At 41.1% G+C, this 16,253-nt stretch carries 17 protein-coding genes; 8 read left to right on the top strand and 9 right to left on the bottom strand.

Translation table 11 applies throughout. The features are described from left to right. Positions 1-32: 32 nt before the first annotated feature. Both ACXYMT_RS10270 and ACXYMT_RS10265 read right to left on the bottom strand, forming a co-directional pair. Positions 33-407, bottom strand: a complete 375-nt coding sequence (locus ACXYMT_RS10270) for a DNA topoisomerase IV (protein ID WP_459058985.1) — start codon at positions 405-407, stop codon at positions 33-35. 27 nt (positions 408-434) lie between these two features. Continuing rightward, positions 435-845: a helix-turn-helix domain-containing protein gene (locus tag ACXYMT_RS10265; RefSeq protein ID WP_459058984.1), complete on the bottom strand. Its 411-nt coding sequence runs from the start codon at positions 843-845 to the stop codon at positions 435-437. Between the two features lie 278 nt (positions 846-1,123). Between ACXYMT_RS10265 and ACXYMT_RS10260 the strand changes: the two genes are divergently transcribed. From ACXYMT_RS10260 to ACXYMT_RS10245, 4 genes are all read left to right on the top strand, one after another. Further along, a complete protein-coding gene (locus ACXYMT_RS10260; protein ID WP_459058983.1) occupies positions 1,124-2,287 on the top strand; it encodes a M14 family metallopeptidase in 1,164 nt (387 codons plus the stop codon). A 77-nt stretch (positions 2,288-2,364) separates the two neighbouring features. Then, positions 2,365-2,844: an Lrp/AsnC family transcriptional regulator gene (locus ACXYMT_RS10255; protein ID WP_324719025.1), complete on the top strand. Its 480-nt coding sequence runs from the start codon at positions 2,365-2,367 to the stop codon at positions 2,842-2,844. Positions 2,845-2,929: 85 nt separating this feature from the next. Then, a complete protein-coding gene (locus tag ACXYMT_RS10250; protein WP_459058982.1) occupies positions 2,930-3,958 on the top strand; it encodes a YihY/virulence factor BrkB family protein in 1,029 nt (342 codons plus the stop codon). Positions 3,959-4,064: 106 nt separating this feature from the next. Then, on the top strand, positions 4,065-4,613 hold the full coding sequence (locus ACXYMT_RS10245) for a type 1 glutamine amidotransferase domain-containing protein (RefSeq protein ID WP_459058981.1): 549 nt from the start codon (positions 4,065-4,067) through the stop codon (positions 4,611-4,613). 76 nt (positions 4,614-4,689) lie between these two features. On the opposite strand, the gene ACXYMT_RS10240 is transcribed toward ACXYMT_RS10245, so the two are convergent. Further along, on the bottom strand, positions 4,690-5,028 hold the full coding sequence (locus ACXYMT_RS10240; RefSeq protein WP_459058980.1) for a hypothetical protein: 339 nt from the start codon (positions 5,026-5,028) through the stop codon (positions 4,690-4,692). Positions 5,029-5,117: 89 nt separating this feature from the next. Then, complete coding sequence (aroB, locus tag ACXYMT_RS10235; protein WP_459058979.1) at positions 5,118-6,206, bottom strand: 3-dehydroquinate synthase; 1,089 nt, start codon at positions 6,204-6,206, stop codon at positions 5,118-5,120. A 102-nt stretch (positions 6,207-6,308) separates the two neighbouring features. Between aroB and ACXYMT_RS10230 the strand changes: the two genes are divergently transcribed. Further along, entirely contained in the window at positions 6,309-7,520 is a 1,212-nt protein-coding gene (locus ACXYMT_RS10230; protein ID WP_459058978.1) for a proline dehydrogenase family protein, read from the top strand. Then, a complete protein-coding gene (locus tag ACXYMT_RS10225) occupies positions 7,504-8,043 on the top strand; it encodes a 1-acyl-sn-glycerol-3-phosphate acyltransferase (RefSeq protein ID WP_459058977.1) in 540 nt (179 codons plus the stop codon). The genes ACXYMT_RS10230 and ACXYMT_RS10225 overlap by 17 nt, the downstream gene beginning before the upstream one ends. A 47-nt stretch (positions 8,044-8,090) precedes the next feature. On the opposite strand, the gene ACXYMT_RS10220 is transcribed toward ACXYMT_RS10225, so the two are convergent. The 3 genes from ACXYMT_RS10220 to ACXYMT_RS10210 form a co-directional block, all read right to left on the bottom strand. Then, positions 8,091-9,245, bottom strand: coding sequence for a baeRF3 domain-containing protein (locus ACXYMT_RS10220; protein ID WP_459058976.1), 1,155 nt, complete (start codon positions 9,243-9,245; stop codon positions 8,091-8,093). Between the two features lie 164 nt (positions 9,246-9,409). Then, positions 9,410-10,234: a DUF1853 family protein gene (locus ACXYMT_RS10215; RefSeq protein ID WP_459058975.1), complete on the bottom strand. Its 825-nt coding sequence runs from the start codon at positions 10,232-10,234 to the stop codon at positions 9,410-9,412. Next, positions 10,231-11,310 carry an AI-2E family transporter gene (locus ACXYMT_RS10210; RefSeq protein WP_459058974.1) on the bottom strand — a complete coding sequence of 360 codons (1,080 nt, stop codon included), beginning with the start codon at positions 11,308-11,310 and terminating at the stop codon, positions 10,231-10,233. The genes ACXYMT_RS10215 and ACXYMT_RS10210 overlap by 4 nt, the downstream gene beginning before the upstream one ends. A 116-nt stretch (positions 11,311-11,426) precedes the next feature. Here ACXYMT_RS10210 and ACXYMT_RS10205 point away from each other — a divergent pair, with 116 nt between their 5' ends. Then, positions 11,427-12,209, top strand: a complete 783-nt coding sequence (locus ACXYMT_RS10205) for a tRNA pseudouridine synthase A (RefSeq protein ID WP_459058973.1) — start codon at positions 11,427-11,429, stop codon at positions 12,207-12,209. Positions 12,210-12,355: 146 nt separating this feature from the next. On the opposite strand, the gene recQ is transcribed toward ACXYMT_RS10205, so the two are convergent. After that, entirely contained in the window at positions 12,356-14,458 is a 2,103-nt protein-coding gene (gene recQ, locus ACXYMT_RS10200; RefSeq protein WP_459058972.1) for a DNA helicase RecQ, read from the bottom strand. Between the two features lie 116 nt (positions 14,459-14,574). Between recQ and corA the strand changes: the two genes are divergently transcribed. Next, complete coding sequence (corA, locus tag ACXYMT_RS10195) at positions 14,575-15,657, top strand: magnesium/cobalt transporter CorA (RefSeq protein WP_459058971.1); 1,083 nt, start codon at positions 14,575-14,577, stop codon at positions 15,655-15,657. Here the strand turns inward: corA and ACXYMT_RS10190 are convergent. Next, positions 15,654-16,121, bottom strand: coding sequence for a hemerythrin domain-containing protein (locus ACXYMT_RS10190; RefSeq protein WP_459058970.1), 468 nt, complete (start codon positions 16,119-16,121; stop codon positions 15,654-15,656). The two genes, corA and ACXYMT_RS10190, sit on opposite strands and share 4 nt — an antisense overlap. Positions 16,122-16,253 lie beyond the last annotated feature (132 nt).

Raw genomic sequence — 16,253 nt, 5'->3', positions numbered from 1 at the left:
AAGCGGCAGCAGCCTCGTTTTAAGCCGCGATGCTATTCTACCTTTACAACTGTTCCCCGCTGCTTTCTTGCTTCTCCTACCAATCCATATTCAAAAGTATAAGTGTTTCCTTCGGTAGTAAGGATCTTGATATGAATAGGCTTTTCCTCGGCACGATTCTTTGGGTTTAAATTCGAGATCAGGTATTCGCAGTCATTTATCCAGCGCACAGAAGAAGTGTCGGTCTTTCCTCGAAAAAAATCTATTTCAATACTGTCATTCCGAATAAAGCGACTCTTGACCAGTTCTCCTTCCAAATAAGATTCAAATTCGAAGGTACCGGTTCTAAAATCTTCACAATTGCGTTGGGGCTGATAACAGGCGCTTAGGGAGCCAAAAAGGGCTAATCCGAAGAAGAATTTTTTCATGCCCCAAATTTAATTCTTTTTTACTGCTTAATAATTCTCGTACGCATCAAAAGTTCCATCTGTATAGAGGATCACAACTTTTTTTATTCTTTTTGAAGAAGAGGAGACAGGTCGATCTTCCAGGGCGGAATAGGTTGAGGATGAAAAAAGATCTTCTACAGGACGTGGCTTTACCGCTTCTTTATTCTCGGGCTTAGAAACTTCCCCGGATTTCTTCGGAAAATTTCCCTTACCGTTAAGCAGCCAATAAAGCTCGACTTCCGGAAAAGCATTAACGATCTTCATCACAAAATCCAGGCTGGGTTTATTTCTGCCCGATAGAAGGTGGGAAATAGAGGAGCGGCCGACCTCAATTTTATCTGCAAAAGAGGCAGCGGAAAGATCATAATATTCCATGATCTTGTTGAGTCTAATTGTAAATTCTTCTACGTTTACCATTGTAAACACAATTGTAAAATTGATATGTTTACAAAAGTAACATTAAAAAATTTAACCCACAATACTCTTCAAAAAAGGTATTTATAGTTTAAAATTATGCTTTATATAAGGAAACTTAAAAGACTAAAAATTAATCTATTACATATATATATTTTCGTATAAGGAATATTTCCCAACTGAAGGTTTACAGGATGGTTTAGCTTGTTTACATTATTATACTGTGGGAGGGGATTTTTATGTTTACGAATGTAAATTTTGGATTATTTACTTTTGTAAACATGAAGAGTGTCGAAGATTTTTTACAGGAATACGAGAAGTTCAAAGCGAAGAAAATTCATGGTAGGTATTTAGATAATTCTGCCTTAGAAGAAGCTTTGCAGGAATTAAAAGGCCATTTTCAAATAGAGGAAGCAGGATCTTCTTTTCTCAATATGCCTATTAAAACCATCCAAATTGGTAAGGGATCCAAAAAAGTTCTAGCCTGGTCCCAAATGCATGGGAACGAAACCACCACCACAAAAGGAATCCTGGACCTCCTTCACATGTTCGTGGATTATAAAGAAGATGATACGGTTAAGGAGATCCTTGACGAATGCAGTCTCCTTATCATACCCATGCTTAACCCGGACGGAGCGGCAAGATATACCCGGGAAAATGTGAACAAAGTGGATCTGAACAGGGATGCCTGTGATTTGGAAGAGCCCGAAAGTAAGGTGCTGCGCAGGGTTTTTGAAGAATTTAAACCTGATTTCTGCTTCAATCTGCACGATCAACGTACCATCTTTGGTGCAGGAGATACAAATTTGCCTGCCACACTCTCTTTTTTGGCTCCTTCTATGGATGAAGCTCGTACGGTTAATCCTGTGCGCGTAAAGGCTATGAAGATCATTAATGTAATGAATGCTGCTTTACAGGAAATAATTCCCGGACAAGTGGGGAGATTTGATGATGGATTCAATATCAATTGTACAGGGGATTATTTCCAGGCTCAGAACGTTCCAACCATACTTTTCGAATGTGGGCATTTTCAACAGGACTATTTAAGGGAAGAGACCCGCAAATATTTCACATTGTCTATGTTTACTGCTCTTAAAAGCATAGCTTCAGGCAGGTTTCTGCAGCAAAAGGAACAAGACTATTTCAGTATTCCTGAAAATAAAAAGAACTTCAGGGATATAATCCTGAGAAATGCAGTGTTAGAAGGTTCAACAGTAGATGTGGCCTTACAGTATTCAGAAAAAATGAAAGCAGGGGAGGTTCACTTCTTCCCGGAAGTGGAGGAAATAGGGGAGAATTTAGCATTCTTCGGTCATTATGAAATTGACTGCAAGGAACAGGAGGTAAAAAAGGAAGATGGAACCAGATTTATCGAAAACGATATAGTAGAGGGAATTCTGTTAAATAAAGAGAAGTTATTAATAAAACCGCCTTATATTCCGTGAATATTATTTATAATCTAATTATTTTGTATTAATTTTGTACTTCGTTTAAAACAATGAGAATCTACAAAAGATAAGATATGGCAAAGTTTAGATTAGATGAAACAGATCACCAGATCCTCAATATGTTGATCGACAACACGCGCACCCCTTTTACCGATATAGCTAAGAAGTTGAACATATCGGCTGGTACTGTGCATGTTAGGGTGAAAAAAATGGAAGAGGCAGGGATAATACTTGGTTCTTCACTTACTCTTAACTATGAAAAGTTGGGATATGCCTTTATTGCGTACGTAGGAATCTTCCTTCAGAATACTTCCCAAACGAAGTTCGTTTTAGAGCGCATCAATGAAATTCCTTTTGTTACTGTTGCGCATGTTACTACCGGCAAATTTAATGTGTTCTGCAAGATCAGGGCTCGCGACACGCAGCATGCAAAAGAGATCATCTTTAAGCTCGATGACATTGACGGGGTATACCGTACAGAAACAATGATCTCACTTGAGGAAAGCATTAACGATAAGAAAAGGCTGATGCACTCGATTTTTGAAAATCTGTAAGTTTAGCTGAATTTATATTAACAGCCCTTTAGACATCTGGTTTAAAGGGCTTTTTTATTATTGGAAAACTTCCTACCTTTTACTTATGAACTTTATAAAGCGGAAGTTACTATCCTTCTGGAAACTCACAAAGCTAACCTACTTTAGCTGGAACAGGAATGAACCCTGGGCTCGTAGTGCAACAATAGCCTACTATGCCCTTTTTTCGTTACCCTCCTTACTTATTATTGTGGTAACAGTGGCGGGATATGTTTGGGGAAAAGAAGCCGTTCAAGGAAGGATCACCCAGCAAATAGAAGACTTCATTGGATTGGAGGCTGCAAAGGCTATCGAAGGAATGATCGCTAATGCTGCACTCGATCAAACATCTACCTGGGCCGTCGTTTTTGGATTTGCTTTTTTGATCTTTGGTGCTACCGGGGTATTTTTCCAACTAAAGGCTGCCATGAACAATATCTGGAACATTGCTGTAAAAAAGAATACCGTAAAAAGAATCGTTATCAACAGGATCATTTCTTTGGGAATGGTATTCGTACTGGGGTTGCTTCTCCTAATTTCCCTTATTATTTCGGCTCTTATTAAGGCAGTGAAGGATTACGTCGCATCAATCGAGCCCGTTATTTCGGTCTTCGTCCTCGAAGTGCTGAATTTCGCACTTTCCTTTACCATAATAACATCTCTCTTTGCTGCTATTTTCAAATGGCTTCCCGATGTCAAATTAAGATGGAAAACAACTTACCTGGGAGCTATGTTGACGACCTGTCTTTTTCTTTTAGCCGAATATCTGATTGGTTTTTATTTTGGACAGAGTAACCCGGGATCCATCTATGGAGGTGCTTCATCGGTAGTGCTCATTCTTCTATGGGTTTATTACACCTGTCTTATTGTTTTTTTCGGAGCAGAATTCACAGTTCAATATGCTCTTCACAAAAAGGACAAAGTGGAGCCTAACGAATATGCCGAACCTGCCATTTACCAGGAACTGGAACGCCTTGAAGAGAAGAGAGGACAGTTAATCGATGAAAAGAGGATCCTCGATACCTTGCAATCCCATAAAGATGAGGAAGAAGAGGCGCGTAAGAAAAAGGGAAAACCTGAAAATAATCCTTCTTAATAAAGTTTAACCTTCCCTCATCTTATTTTATAGGCTCCTTAATACAGAAAGATCCATTTGGTAGTTATCTTCGATCAAATTAATGTCGAACAGAAAAAATTACAATATGAATAAGAAGGTAGCCATTTTGGCCACGAATGGATTTGAAGAAATAGAACTAACCTCTCCAAAAGAGGCAATGGAAGATGAGGGATTTGAAGTTCACATTGTAAGTCCCGAAAAAGATAACATTAAAGCCTGGGATAAAACCGACTGGTCGAAGGAATACAAGGTGGATAAAAATCTAAGTGAGGTAAGTGCCCGGGATTATGATGCGCTAATGCTGCCGGGAGGAGTTATTAACCCGGATCATCTGAGAACAAGTGAAGACGCTTTGAAATTTGTGCGGGATTTCTTCGAGCAAAAGAAACCTGTAGCGGCAATTTGCCACGCCCCCTGGACACTTATTAGTGCAGGAGTGGTAAAGGGCAGAACCATGACCTCCTATAATTCCATCAAAGATGACGTTAAAAATGCAGGAGCAAACTGGGTGGATGAAGAAGTTGTGGTTGATGAAGGATTTGTCACCAGCAGGAACCCCGATGATCTTCCGGCTTTTAATGCAAAATTGATAGAGGAAATAAAAGAAGGAAAGCACCGGGAACAACATGCATGATTCTTTAAATTAAGATCAACAGAAAAGCCGCTTTAACTTAAAGCGGCTTTTCTGTTATAGAGATAATTATGTGGTCTTAATCTTCGTCTTCTTCGATCTCGTCTGAAGCTCCTGCCTCATCTATGTCTTCTTCTACCTCCTCATTCTTTTCCGGAAGGTCTACAATAGGTTCATTAAAATCTGCATCATCATAATCCTCTTCGTCGTAGTTGGCCATGGAATTTTCCAACCGGGTACTCACTTTTACAAGGTAAATACTGTCTTCGGTTCTTACCTCAACAGCCTCTACAGTCTCATTCTTTGCATTTTTAAATGAAATGATCTGATCATCATCATAACCGTCAGGATATTTCTCAACCAATAGACCCAGGATCTCGGGAGTAAGCTTTTTGTAATCAACAATAACTCTTTTCATAAGTAATTTTTTGGTCCTCCTTCTAAGCGAAAATAACGATTCATTCTTCCGCCGCCGTTAAAATAAATAAAAAATTTAATCTCAGTTAGTTAGTTCGAATTTTGGCTCTCCGGTTGATCAAGATAAAACTTAAAAGCATCCAGAATGAGCCTGTTCGACACCTCCCGGTCAATAACCGGTTCTCCAATTTTCCGCAAAAGAACAAAATTTATCTTTCCTCCCTCATTTTTTTTATCGAATTTCAACAGGTCGATGATTTTTTCCTGATCCTCCTTGGAAAATGCTGTTTTGCCATACATGGAATGTATAACTTTCTTTACTTCATCTCTCTTTTCCCGGGAGAATCCTTCAAGTTCTGACGATAGATACACAGCCAATACCATACCTACTGCTACTGCTTCCCCATGTAGCAACTTGACACTCTTTTTAGATTCGAGGAAATAAGATTCTATCGCATGCCCAAGAGTGTGACCAAAATTCAGGCTTTTGCGAAGTCCTTTTTCATATGGATCCTGCTCGACAATATTTTCTTTAATGATCATAGATTCTTTGATCAGGCCTTTAAGATCCGTGAGGTTCAGGTCCTTTAAAGAGTTGAGACGGTTCCAGTAATCTTCATCAGCGATCAAGCCGTGCTTAAGCATTTCTGCAAGTCCGCTGCGCATTTCAGCCGCAGGGAGTGTGCCAAGAAAGTTAAGGTCGGCCACGACCATTTGAGGTTTCTTTATGACTCCCACCTGGTTTTTAAGTGCTCCCAGATTGACGCCATTCTTTCCGCCAAGTGCAGCATCAACCATTGCCAAAAGGGTAGTGGGGAAGTGAACGCAACTAATTCCCCTTTTAAAGGCTGCTGCTACAAAACCTCCCAGATCTGTAACCACACCCCCTCCGAGATTAATTAATAAGCTGCGGCGATCTCCTCCCATTTCAGACAAGACCTGCCATAAAGAATTGCAGGTGTCCAGCGATTTATACTCTTCTCCGGCTTCGATCTCAAGTACCTCAATTTCCGCAGACGCTTCAATTTTTGGAAGAAAAGAGGAAAGACAGTGCAGATGGGTATTACTATCCACCAGCACAAAGATCCTGGTAAATCTTTCTTTCTTCAGAAACTGGTTAAATTTTTGATATCCTAAGTCATTGAAAAATACCGGGGATTCAGCAGGAGCATTAGTCATGTGATGATATAAAAAAAGACGTGGTTAAGAGCCCGAAAATAAGGAGAAAATTTCTAACAATCCCCGCCCATTAATTATCTTTGTGCACCCTAATTTTTTGAAATGATCACAAAAAAAATTTTCAATGATACTGAAACAGCTTTTAGGCTGAAATCAGATTCAGAATTAAACCGGGCTATCTTTCTTTTTGAGATGATAGACCGTCCGCTCCTGGTCAAGGCGGGAACAACTATGACCAATCTTGCTCTTAAGGTTAACCTGCCTGTTGAGGGTCTCATCAAAAAAACCATTTTTAATCAATTTTGTGGAGGAGTGACAGAAAAGGATTGTCTTCCAACCATAGAAAAAATGTATTCCAAGAATCTTCACAGTATCTTGGATTATTCTGTTGAGGGAAAAGAGAAGGAGAGTGAATTTGAAAAGGCTATTGAGCGCAAGACAAATATTGTGAAGTTCATTTCAAAAAGAAAGGAAATGCCATTTGCCGTTTTTAAGCCAACGGGAATTGGGCGCTTTGAACTTTGGCAAAAGGTTTCTGCTAACGCCAGCCTTTCTCTTGAAGAGGAAGAAGAGTGGCAAAGAGTTAAGAACAGGGTGAACAGGATCTGCGAGGAGGCTTACAATCAAGGTGTGAGTTTACTGGCCGATGCCGAAGAAAGCTGGATGCAGGATGCCGCCGATGTTCTTATAGAAGAAATGATGTTCAAATATAACCGGGAACGGGCTGTGATCTTCAATACCTTACAATGCTATCGTTGGGATAGAATGCAGTATTTAAAGGATCTCCACAGCCGCGCAAAGGATCAGGGATTTATTGTGGGCGCAAAGATCGTTCGTGGAGCTTACCTGGAGAAGGAAAATGAAAGAGCTTCAAAAATGGGATATTTATCGCCTATTTGCGAGAACAAAGAAGCTACAGATGTTAATTATAACGGAGTGTTGACTTACTGCCTCGCACATATAGAAGATATTTCAGTCTTTATAGGAACTCATAATGAAATGAGTAACTACCTTGCTTTACAGGTGATGGAAGACAAAGGCATTGCTATAGATGATGACAGAGTATGGTTTTCTCAGCTTTTCGGGATGAGTGAGCATATTAGTTATAACCTTGCTGAAGCCGGTTATAATGTGGCTAAACTTGTTCCTTTTGGACCTGTGAAAGAAGTAGTTCCTTATCTTATTAGAAGGGCAGAAGAAAATACTTCAGTAAAAGGCCAAACCGGAAGGGAATTGGCCCTGCTTTATGAAGAGCGAAAGAGACGAGCCGGAGAAATAACCAAGAGCAACCGGGAGAGTGAACTGGTTAGCTAGATTTATTTATTTCAGGATAATGGGCTGGGAGTTCCATGGGAGCTGGCCCGCCGGATTAAATAGAGCAGTGGTGATCGTTGTTCCTCACACCAGCTGGCACGACTTTTATCTGGGGCTTTTGGTGAGGAGGATCCTTGGAGTAGACATAAAATTTGTTGCCAAAAAAGAACTTTTTAAGCCTCCTTTTGGCTGGTACTTCAAGTGGATGGGAGGAACAGCCTTAGATCGAACTCCGGGTCAAAACAAAGTAGAGGCAATAGCTGCTATCTTTGATCAAAAAGAGGAAGTTCGATTAGCAATTGCACCCGAAGGCACAAGAAAGAAAGTAGCCGAATGGAAAACAGGGTTCTACTATATTGCAAGATCGGCTAATGTTCCCATAGTAATGATCTCATTTGATTTTGGAAGAAAGCGGGTCAAGATCTCGAAGCCTCTGTGGACCACAGATGACAGGGCGCAGGATTTTCTTAAGATCAAGGAATTCTTCAAAGAGGTAACGGGAAAAGTTGCCCACTATACATAAAAAAAGCTGCCGGGCAAGGGCAGCTTTTTTATTGTTTATCAAAGAGATCAATATCTATAGACTGCATTTACTTTGGTCTCATTGTTGGGCATGAATTCATTCTCTACCAGGTAAACTTTCCCATTTTGTTCGATCACCTTTATGGCAGCCAGATTCATTAAAGAAACGCTTCCATTTCTTCTTTCATCATGAACATCTACAGAAGCCATGTTCTCATTGTAATCTCCCCAAATATCTTCCCGGTTCTGAAGAAATAAGGTGTCCACTTTTCCTTCATGTATAGCCGGAATTATTTCTGAAATACTTGAAGAGGTACGGGAAGGGTTGAGATCATTGAATTGCTGCATTTTCTCTTCCTTTTCCTTTTTAAAGTATGGTTCCAGAGTTCTGAGTGCTGCATCGTGAAGACTAAACATGTCTTCATGTGCTTCGGGATTACCCGGGACAGATTGTGGATACAGGTTCTTGTAGCGACTGGCCTCCTGGTAAATTGGAAAGAAGGAGTCTTCACAGGCTACGATTAAAGGTACTTTCTCATTGTGCAGTACTTCATAGACTGCTTTGTCCACAGCTCTAAAGTAGCGTAGTATCTCATTGTTCCTATCCCTCGTAGCAGGTTCGTATCCGTGTACGGTAGAGGTTCCGGTTGTAGTGTTTTGTGTCTTTGCTTTTCGGCCTCTTTCTTCATAATCATAACCCACCCGGTCTTCAATTTGGGAAGGAGCGATGTCATCTATTTTTACCTCTCCAATTGAGAATTGTGAGGCTTCAAAGAGTTTTACCTTATCCAGCTGCAGGGACAAGAGGAAAAATCTGCCATCACCATTGAACATAGGCACCATTGGCTTCAGATAAAAATGGTCGGCTACGTAGGTAAAAGCTTCAAAGTAAACCGGAAGAGTGTATTGCCTGTAAAACCCGTCGGCAAGAAAAAGAGCGAGTCCATCGCTTTGATGTCTCCAAAAATCCCGGTCATCTAATAGATCACTTACCGGTTTTCCTATTTTCTCTATTTTATCCTGAGCAAATCCCAGTTTTTTGAGCTCTTCTCCGGCTTTCTTCCATTGGCTCTTGAGGTTGATCTTATCTTTTTCCTCGAGCACGTCCTTTCCGGCCCTTTGGGTTGGGATAAAGATCGAAACGCAGGGATTACTGTCAAATTTTGCTAAGTCCTGAAATTGTTCTTTTGTCAAAATTGGCATGATCTGTCTGTTTTAATGGAAAGAACTTCCCTGATTAGAAAAGTTTTTTTTCCTGATTTATACTTCCTAGTTAAGATACTAAGATGACAAAAAAGCCACAGGGCTGCCGGTCATAATTTTTCCTTAATTACTAGGGAAAAGGCCGTTAATATTCTGCTAAGAAATTACCACCATACTATGAAAAAGCGTTCGTGATTTCCTGCAGGAGTCTTCATCCAGATGAGGGGAGCGAATTTTTTCTGTAATAAAATGTGGAGCTCCTTTTCAATTTCTTCAAAGGCTTTCCATACTTCATTTACTTTAGGGTCCACAGGCCAGTAGAATTTGCCGGGAATGAAAAACCGGTTTTCGTCATAACCTTCAGGAGTAAACTCCTTTGCTTTGATCCAGTAGCCGGCAAGAGTTTGGGGATTGATTTTAGTTAATACATTTTCCTTCATATTCAAGGGAAGAAAAACCCAGGCTTTAAAACACATTTTTTGAACTACATCTTCAGCCGGGAGTCCTAAAGAATTCAGGAGATCTTTCGTGGCCGGATGAAACAACAATGGAAATTGTCTTTTTTGAAGCCTCTCCAGCTTTTGATTTAGGCTGTCCCTCTTGTTGGGTCCTATAAGATGATCTAATTCTGAAGTTCCGGATTCGGGATCAAAAAGATAGAATTTGAAGATCATTTCTACATGTGAAATTACTTCTGAAGTTGTTTGCTTCAGTAAAAAATCTATTTCCCCAACAGTATTTTTGCCCTGAATGATCTGCTCGTTCTGGATCAGGATCTCTTCCGAAGTAAAGTTAGTTATGTACTGCGCAAAGAAATCCTCCATTCTTTTTCCGAGTACCTTCGCAGGTGGGGCGGAAGGTTCAAAATTTAAAGCCTTTGAATAATTTTCAAGAGTTTGGAATAAAGGATATTCAAAAATGCCATTTTCAACAAAGATTTGTGGCGCTTGGAGAAATCCTTCGAATTGTGCTTTTTCAGAAATTCTCATTTCTTGTCTTCCTCTTTGCTAATAAGGAAAGCAAAAGGCTTTAAAGGAGCAACATGAGCAAAGACTATTTTAAACATTGCCAGGATAGGAATGGCCAGGATCATCCCCATGATCCCCCATATTGTACTGCCGAGGATTACGACCAGAATTACGAAAAATGGATGTAAATCTACCTGGTCGCCCACCACATACGGTTCCAATACATAGCTTTCTACAAATTGAGCAACAGAGAATGTAAGGACAATACCAATTAAAACCGTTGCATCACCGGTGGTGAGATAGCCAAAGATCATCGCCAATCCAAAGCCAATGATATTACCTATGTAAGGCACCAGGCTGAGAACCGCCGAAATGATACTTACCAGGATAAAATTCTCCACCCCCGAAAAACCCAGGCCTATGGCATAAAGAATGGCAAGTAGTCCAATGAGTATGAGTTTCCCTATCAAATATTTTTGAGTGACTTTAGCCGAATCCACAATGACTTCTTTTACTTCCTTACGCCTGGAATCGGGAAATAATTTAAGAATGAACTCCTTAAATCTGTTCCTGTAGTTGAGTATGAAGAAAATATAGATGAAGGTGAGAAGATAATCTCCAAAAAACCGGAAAGCACTGTTGAGAAAAGTGGCTGCCTTTTGACCGGTATTAGAATTCTTACCCATAAAAGGAATAGAAGAACCCTGGTCTGATTGTTCAAGATCTGCAGGATCCAGTGGAGTATGTTCAAGTAAAAACAGCTTGACGTTCTCGATCTTTGGCTGCATAGTTTCTTTGATCTGCTGCCAGTCGTCAACAACCCGCTTCACCTGCATGGATACAAGGGCCAAAAAACCTATAGATACCAGGAGGACGATAAGGGTGCTAATGAGGGAAGATACACTGCGATTAAGGAATGACTTTTCCATCCTACGGGCAAGGGGCATCATGAGCAAAGCCAGTATAAAAGCGGTTACCAGGGGGATTAGAAATCCTCTGGCGTGAAGCAGTCCATTAAATAAGAAGTATACAGCCAGTATACTTAGAGTGCCAAAAATGAGAATTTGCTTTCCTTTTGAGGTAAGAGATCTTTCCATATTAGTGAAGATACGAAAGTGGAAATCAAAATTTTCTAAGTAAAAGTTAAAGAGCAGGAGGCGTATGTGCTTGTCCTACTCCTTATAATGGAGTAAATTTGATTTAAAACATTCCTGTGCGCCAAAGATTTTATTATCTCATCAAGATACAGTATTTGGGTTACCGTCTTCACGGCTGGCAAGGACAACCGGGCCTCAAGACGGTTGAAGGCCTGGTGAAGAAGACCTTAAAGTTCGTTCTTCCCGAAATCAAATTCAAGATCCTTGGGGCGAGCAGGACCGATGCTATGGTCTCGGCTCATGAAGCAGCCTTTGAATTGTTTATTGATCATCAACCCCTGGAGAACATGGCCGATTTCCTGGTGTTGTTCAACAAGAATCTTCCTCCGGACATTAGGGCTCTTAGTATCAAAGAAACTGATGCCTCTTTTAATATTATTCAACATCCAAAACTCAAGGAATATCTATACCTGTTTGCCTTCGGAAAGAAGACGCATCCTTTTGCAGCTCCCTTAATGGCAACTTTTCACGAAAAGCTGGACATTGATCTTATGAAAAAAGGAGCAAAGCTTTTTGAGGGTAGGCATTCCTTTCACAACTACTGCACCAAGCCTACAGAACATACAGTATTGGAAAGAGAGATCGAGAAATGTGAGATCGTACTGAACAAGGAGATCACCGCCAGCTTCTTTCCCGAAAGATCTTATCTATTGAGAGTAGTTGGCTCAGGTTTTCTCCGGAACCAGATACGGTTGATGATGGGCAGCCTTGTGCTTTTAGGAAATGGAGAAAAAACACTGGAAGAAATGAAGGCGAGCCTGGACAAAAAAGTTACTTCTCCTGCAACATTCATCGCTCCCGGCAGCGGATTGATCTTAAATAGAGTGGATTTTCAATAAAAGGAAAAGGACGGCTATGCTCCTGAAGCCAAGAGCCCGATAAATAGAACCGGGAGTCAAGAACCCGGAATCAAAACTTTTTAGCACATGAATTTCAATCCACTGAACGCACCACTGAACACTGACCACTGATCACTGCCTCATCCTCATCCTTCCTTTTCAAGAATGGTAAGTCCAATCCGAATCGTATGGTACTCCATAGCTTCCTGAAAGTGTTCAAAATAAGGTTTTAGAGCATCGGGATTGTCTAATTCTTTCCGGGCTTTTCTAATGGCCTCAAGATCCTTTGGAGTTATGAACTTCTCCAGGTGCACATCTTCCCCGGAATCATAAAGCTTTGCCAGGTGTGAAAATATGGTGGTAGAAGCTAGTTGTCGTTGCGCGGCTATTTCCTCTATGCTCATACCTTCTTTATATAATTTGAAGGTTTCCTTATAGGTATTTCCCTTTTTCCTGGATTTCTTTTCCCGCTTTTCCTTACTATGAGCAATGATCTCCTTAATGAATCGGTAGCCGTACTTTTGCATTTTTTGACGCCCCACGCCGTTGACCAGCATAAACTCCTCATCGGTCATTGGCCGTTCCTTTTCCATTTCCTTGAGCGTGGCATCATTAAAAATGAGATAAGCAGGGATATCTTCATCCCTTGAAAGTTCAAGTCTTAGTTTTCTTAGCCTCTCAAAAAGAGTATTTTCTGAAGCTTTTTCTGAAATGCCGGTTTCCTTTTTAAGGTCTGCCTGAGTAACATGGGCCAGGGAAACTTTTTCTCCTTCGAAAAGCACATTTTTGGCAAGGCTTGTAAGCAACAGCTTGTTTTGATCATGAAATGCGATCTCAATAAATCCCTGGTTGATCAACTGGATCAAATACTGCTGCCAGTCTCTCCATGATACATCCTGCGAAATACCATATGTGGAGAGGTTTTGATATCCCTTCTCGAGGACCTGTGCGTTCTGGGCTCCTCTTAGAACATCAATGACCATAGAAATTGGCTCCTGTTCTTTAAGGCGGTAAACTGTTGAAAGGGCTTTTTGTGCCATGATAGTGCCATCAAAGAATTCGGGTGGGTTTTTACATACATCACAATTTCCGCAGTCCTTCATGATCAACTCCCCAAAATAACTCAGCAGGATCCTTCGGCGGCAGCTAAGAGCTTCAGAATATTGTTTCATGCGTTCCAGCTTTGCCAACTGCACATCGGCATTTCCGGAACCTTCAGCAAACTTTTGCAGCTGCACTACATCGGCATAACTGTGGAAGAGCAGGGTGGAAGAGGGAAGTCCGTCACGACCCGCCCGGCCGATCTCCTGATAATATCCCTCCAGGTTCTTAGGCATATTGTAGTGAATTACCCAGCGCACATTAGATTTGTCGATTCCCATTCCAAAGGCAATGGTGGCACAGATGATCTCGTTGCGGTCATTGATGAATTCTTCCTGTATCTTAATGCGGTCGTTGTGTGAAAGCCCGGCGTGATAGGCTTCAGCATTATAACCCTTTGCTTTTAGCTTGGCTGCCAATTCTTCGGTATTCTTCCGGCTAAGACAGTAGATAATTCCGCTTTCTGCTTTCCTGCCTTTCAAAAATGCCAGAATCTGTTCAAATTTTTTATTTCCGGGGCGAACCTCAAGGCTTAGGTTCTTTCGGTCGAACGAGGAAATATGTCTTTGAGCAGCGGGAATGTTGAGCTGGTCGCAAATATCCTTCTGGGTCGCTTTATCGGCAGTGGCCGTAAGTGCAATAACAGGAGTTTGTGGATGCCGGTTCTTCAGGTATCCCAACTGAGTATAGGCAGGTCGGAAGTCATGTCCCCAGCTGGAAATACAATGTGCCTCATCTATGGCAATAAGGCTGATATTCCCTGCGGAAAAAACAGCATCTATGTACTGCAGACTTTCCGGAGCTACATAAAGTAACTTTATCTCGTTCTTTTCTATCTTGCTGAAGATCTCCTGCTGTTCCTTTTCCTGCTGACTACTATTCAGAAAAGCAGCAGAAATACCATTTGCCTTCAAACCATCAACCTGGTCTTTCATCAAAGCGATAAGAGGAGAGATCACAATAGTAATACCGGGAAGTAAGAGGGCAGGGAGCTGGAAACACAGTGATTTCCCACCGCCTGTTGGCATGATCACCAGGTTGTCATTCCCTTCAAAAACAGAAGAAATGATTTGTCTTTGCAGCGGCCTAAAGCTGTCATACCCAAAAAACTCCTTTAATGTCCCCAGTAATTGCTCCTCCTGTACCATGCTACAAAGAAAACTAAACGCACTCAAAGCTCAATGGGAATAGCCTGTTAAAAACCCATTTTTGAAGGGTGACTTCAGCTAAAGGAAAATTCTTACTTTTAGAGAAATCTTTTTCCATGGTCAAGAGAACCCGTTACCTTTTAAAAAGGCCGAAATCAACGAAGGCACTACACCAGGCTCCCGGAACAGTGACCTATGTAGGGCGCAAGGAACAGGTGGAAACAGTCCTTGAGGTTATTGATTATAACGCCGATGTTTTTGAGAGGGTAATTTCTAAGACTCCGGAAGATGCTTTTAAGTTCGAAGAAGAAGATCGCACCACCTGGATCAATATTGACGGGTTAAGCAACACCGGTGAGATCGAGAAGATTGGAAAATACTATGATCTGCATCCGCTTATCATTGAAGATATTGTAAATACAAATCAACGGCCCAAGATCGATGAGTACAGTGATTACTTTTTTATAGTAGCTAAAATGCTTTATTACCGGGAGGATGGCAGGCTTGAGAATGAACATATAAGCATGGTGCTTGGCAAGAATTACGTGATTACTTTCCAGGAAGCGGGAGGCGACGTTTTTGATGGAGTTAGAGAGCGCCTTTCTAAGGCTAAAGGCCGAATAAGAAGTAGGGGAGCAGACTACCTGGTTTTTGCCCTTTTAGATGCCATAGTAGACAACTACTTTGTTGTGGTTGAGGAGATGAGCGACAAAATAGAAGCAATGGAAGAAAGGGTTTTTGACCCTCAGCCAAATGACGATATCACCCTGGAGATCCAGGAATTGAAGCGCACTATGCTCAGGATAAGAAGGGCTGTGAATCCTTTGCGAGAAGTAGTGAGCAGGCTAGAGAAGATGGACCATGATCTCGTACAGGAACAGACCATCAATTACCTGAAAGACCTGTACGATCACATGCTTCAGGTTTCAGAAAACATTGAGATCTACAGGGAAATGACCTGGGGATTAATGGATATGTATATGACCAGCATTAGCAACAAGATGAATGAGGTCATGAAGGTATTGACCATTATGGCTTCCATCTTTATTCCGCTGACTTTCCTTGCCGGGATCTATGGAATGAATTTCGAGTACATGCCCGAGCTTCAGTTTAGATTCAGCTATCCTATCCTCCTGGTCATCATGACGGTTCTTATCATTGGAATGTTGATCTACTTTAGACGAAAACGCTGGCTTTAATTTTTGAGCCAAAACTTATCCTCCCAATCATCAGGATCAGGGGTGATGACCTGGTCTTCCTTTTTAGAGATCTGCTGTAGCTTCTCTTCGGAAATATTATCCTGGAGGACCATGAATAATTCTCTTTCTTCGAATCTTATATGTCGGTTGAGCTCTTTTTCGATCGAGCTGAAATTTTCTTCACTGGCTTCAGCCTGGAAAAGGTATTCCAGGCGGTGATGTTCTCTAAGGGCTCTTATGGTCAATGGGTGCTCTTTTCCCAATAGCGGAAATATCTCATCCTCCTCAAAATCAAAGTGCGGTCTTAATTGGGAGGAGAAAAAGTAATCGGTATAAGATTTAATTCTTTCGTGTTCAATTCTGTGCTTAAGACCCTTCCGAATTTTCCAGCATAAAAGAAGACCCTGATGGTGATCCCGGCTTAGAGGTTGAAGAGCTTCGTGTCGTTTCAGAGGTTTTGTCATGATCTTTGGATTGAGGGCAAAGCTAAAAAGATCCTGCTCTAAAACCTATGATGCCTATCATATTTCCTTATGTGATGTTAATGAAAATCAACAATTTATCTTTTTTTTAATAACAAATATCCTGATTATCCT

The sequence above is a fragment of the Salinimicrobium sp. CAU 1759 genome, from assembly GCF_054482715.1.
The sequence above is the reverse complement of the archived record's forward strand: the minus strand, read 5'-3'. Positions and strand labels throughout refer to the sequence as shown.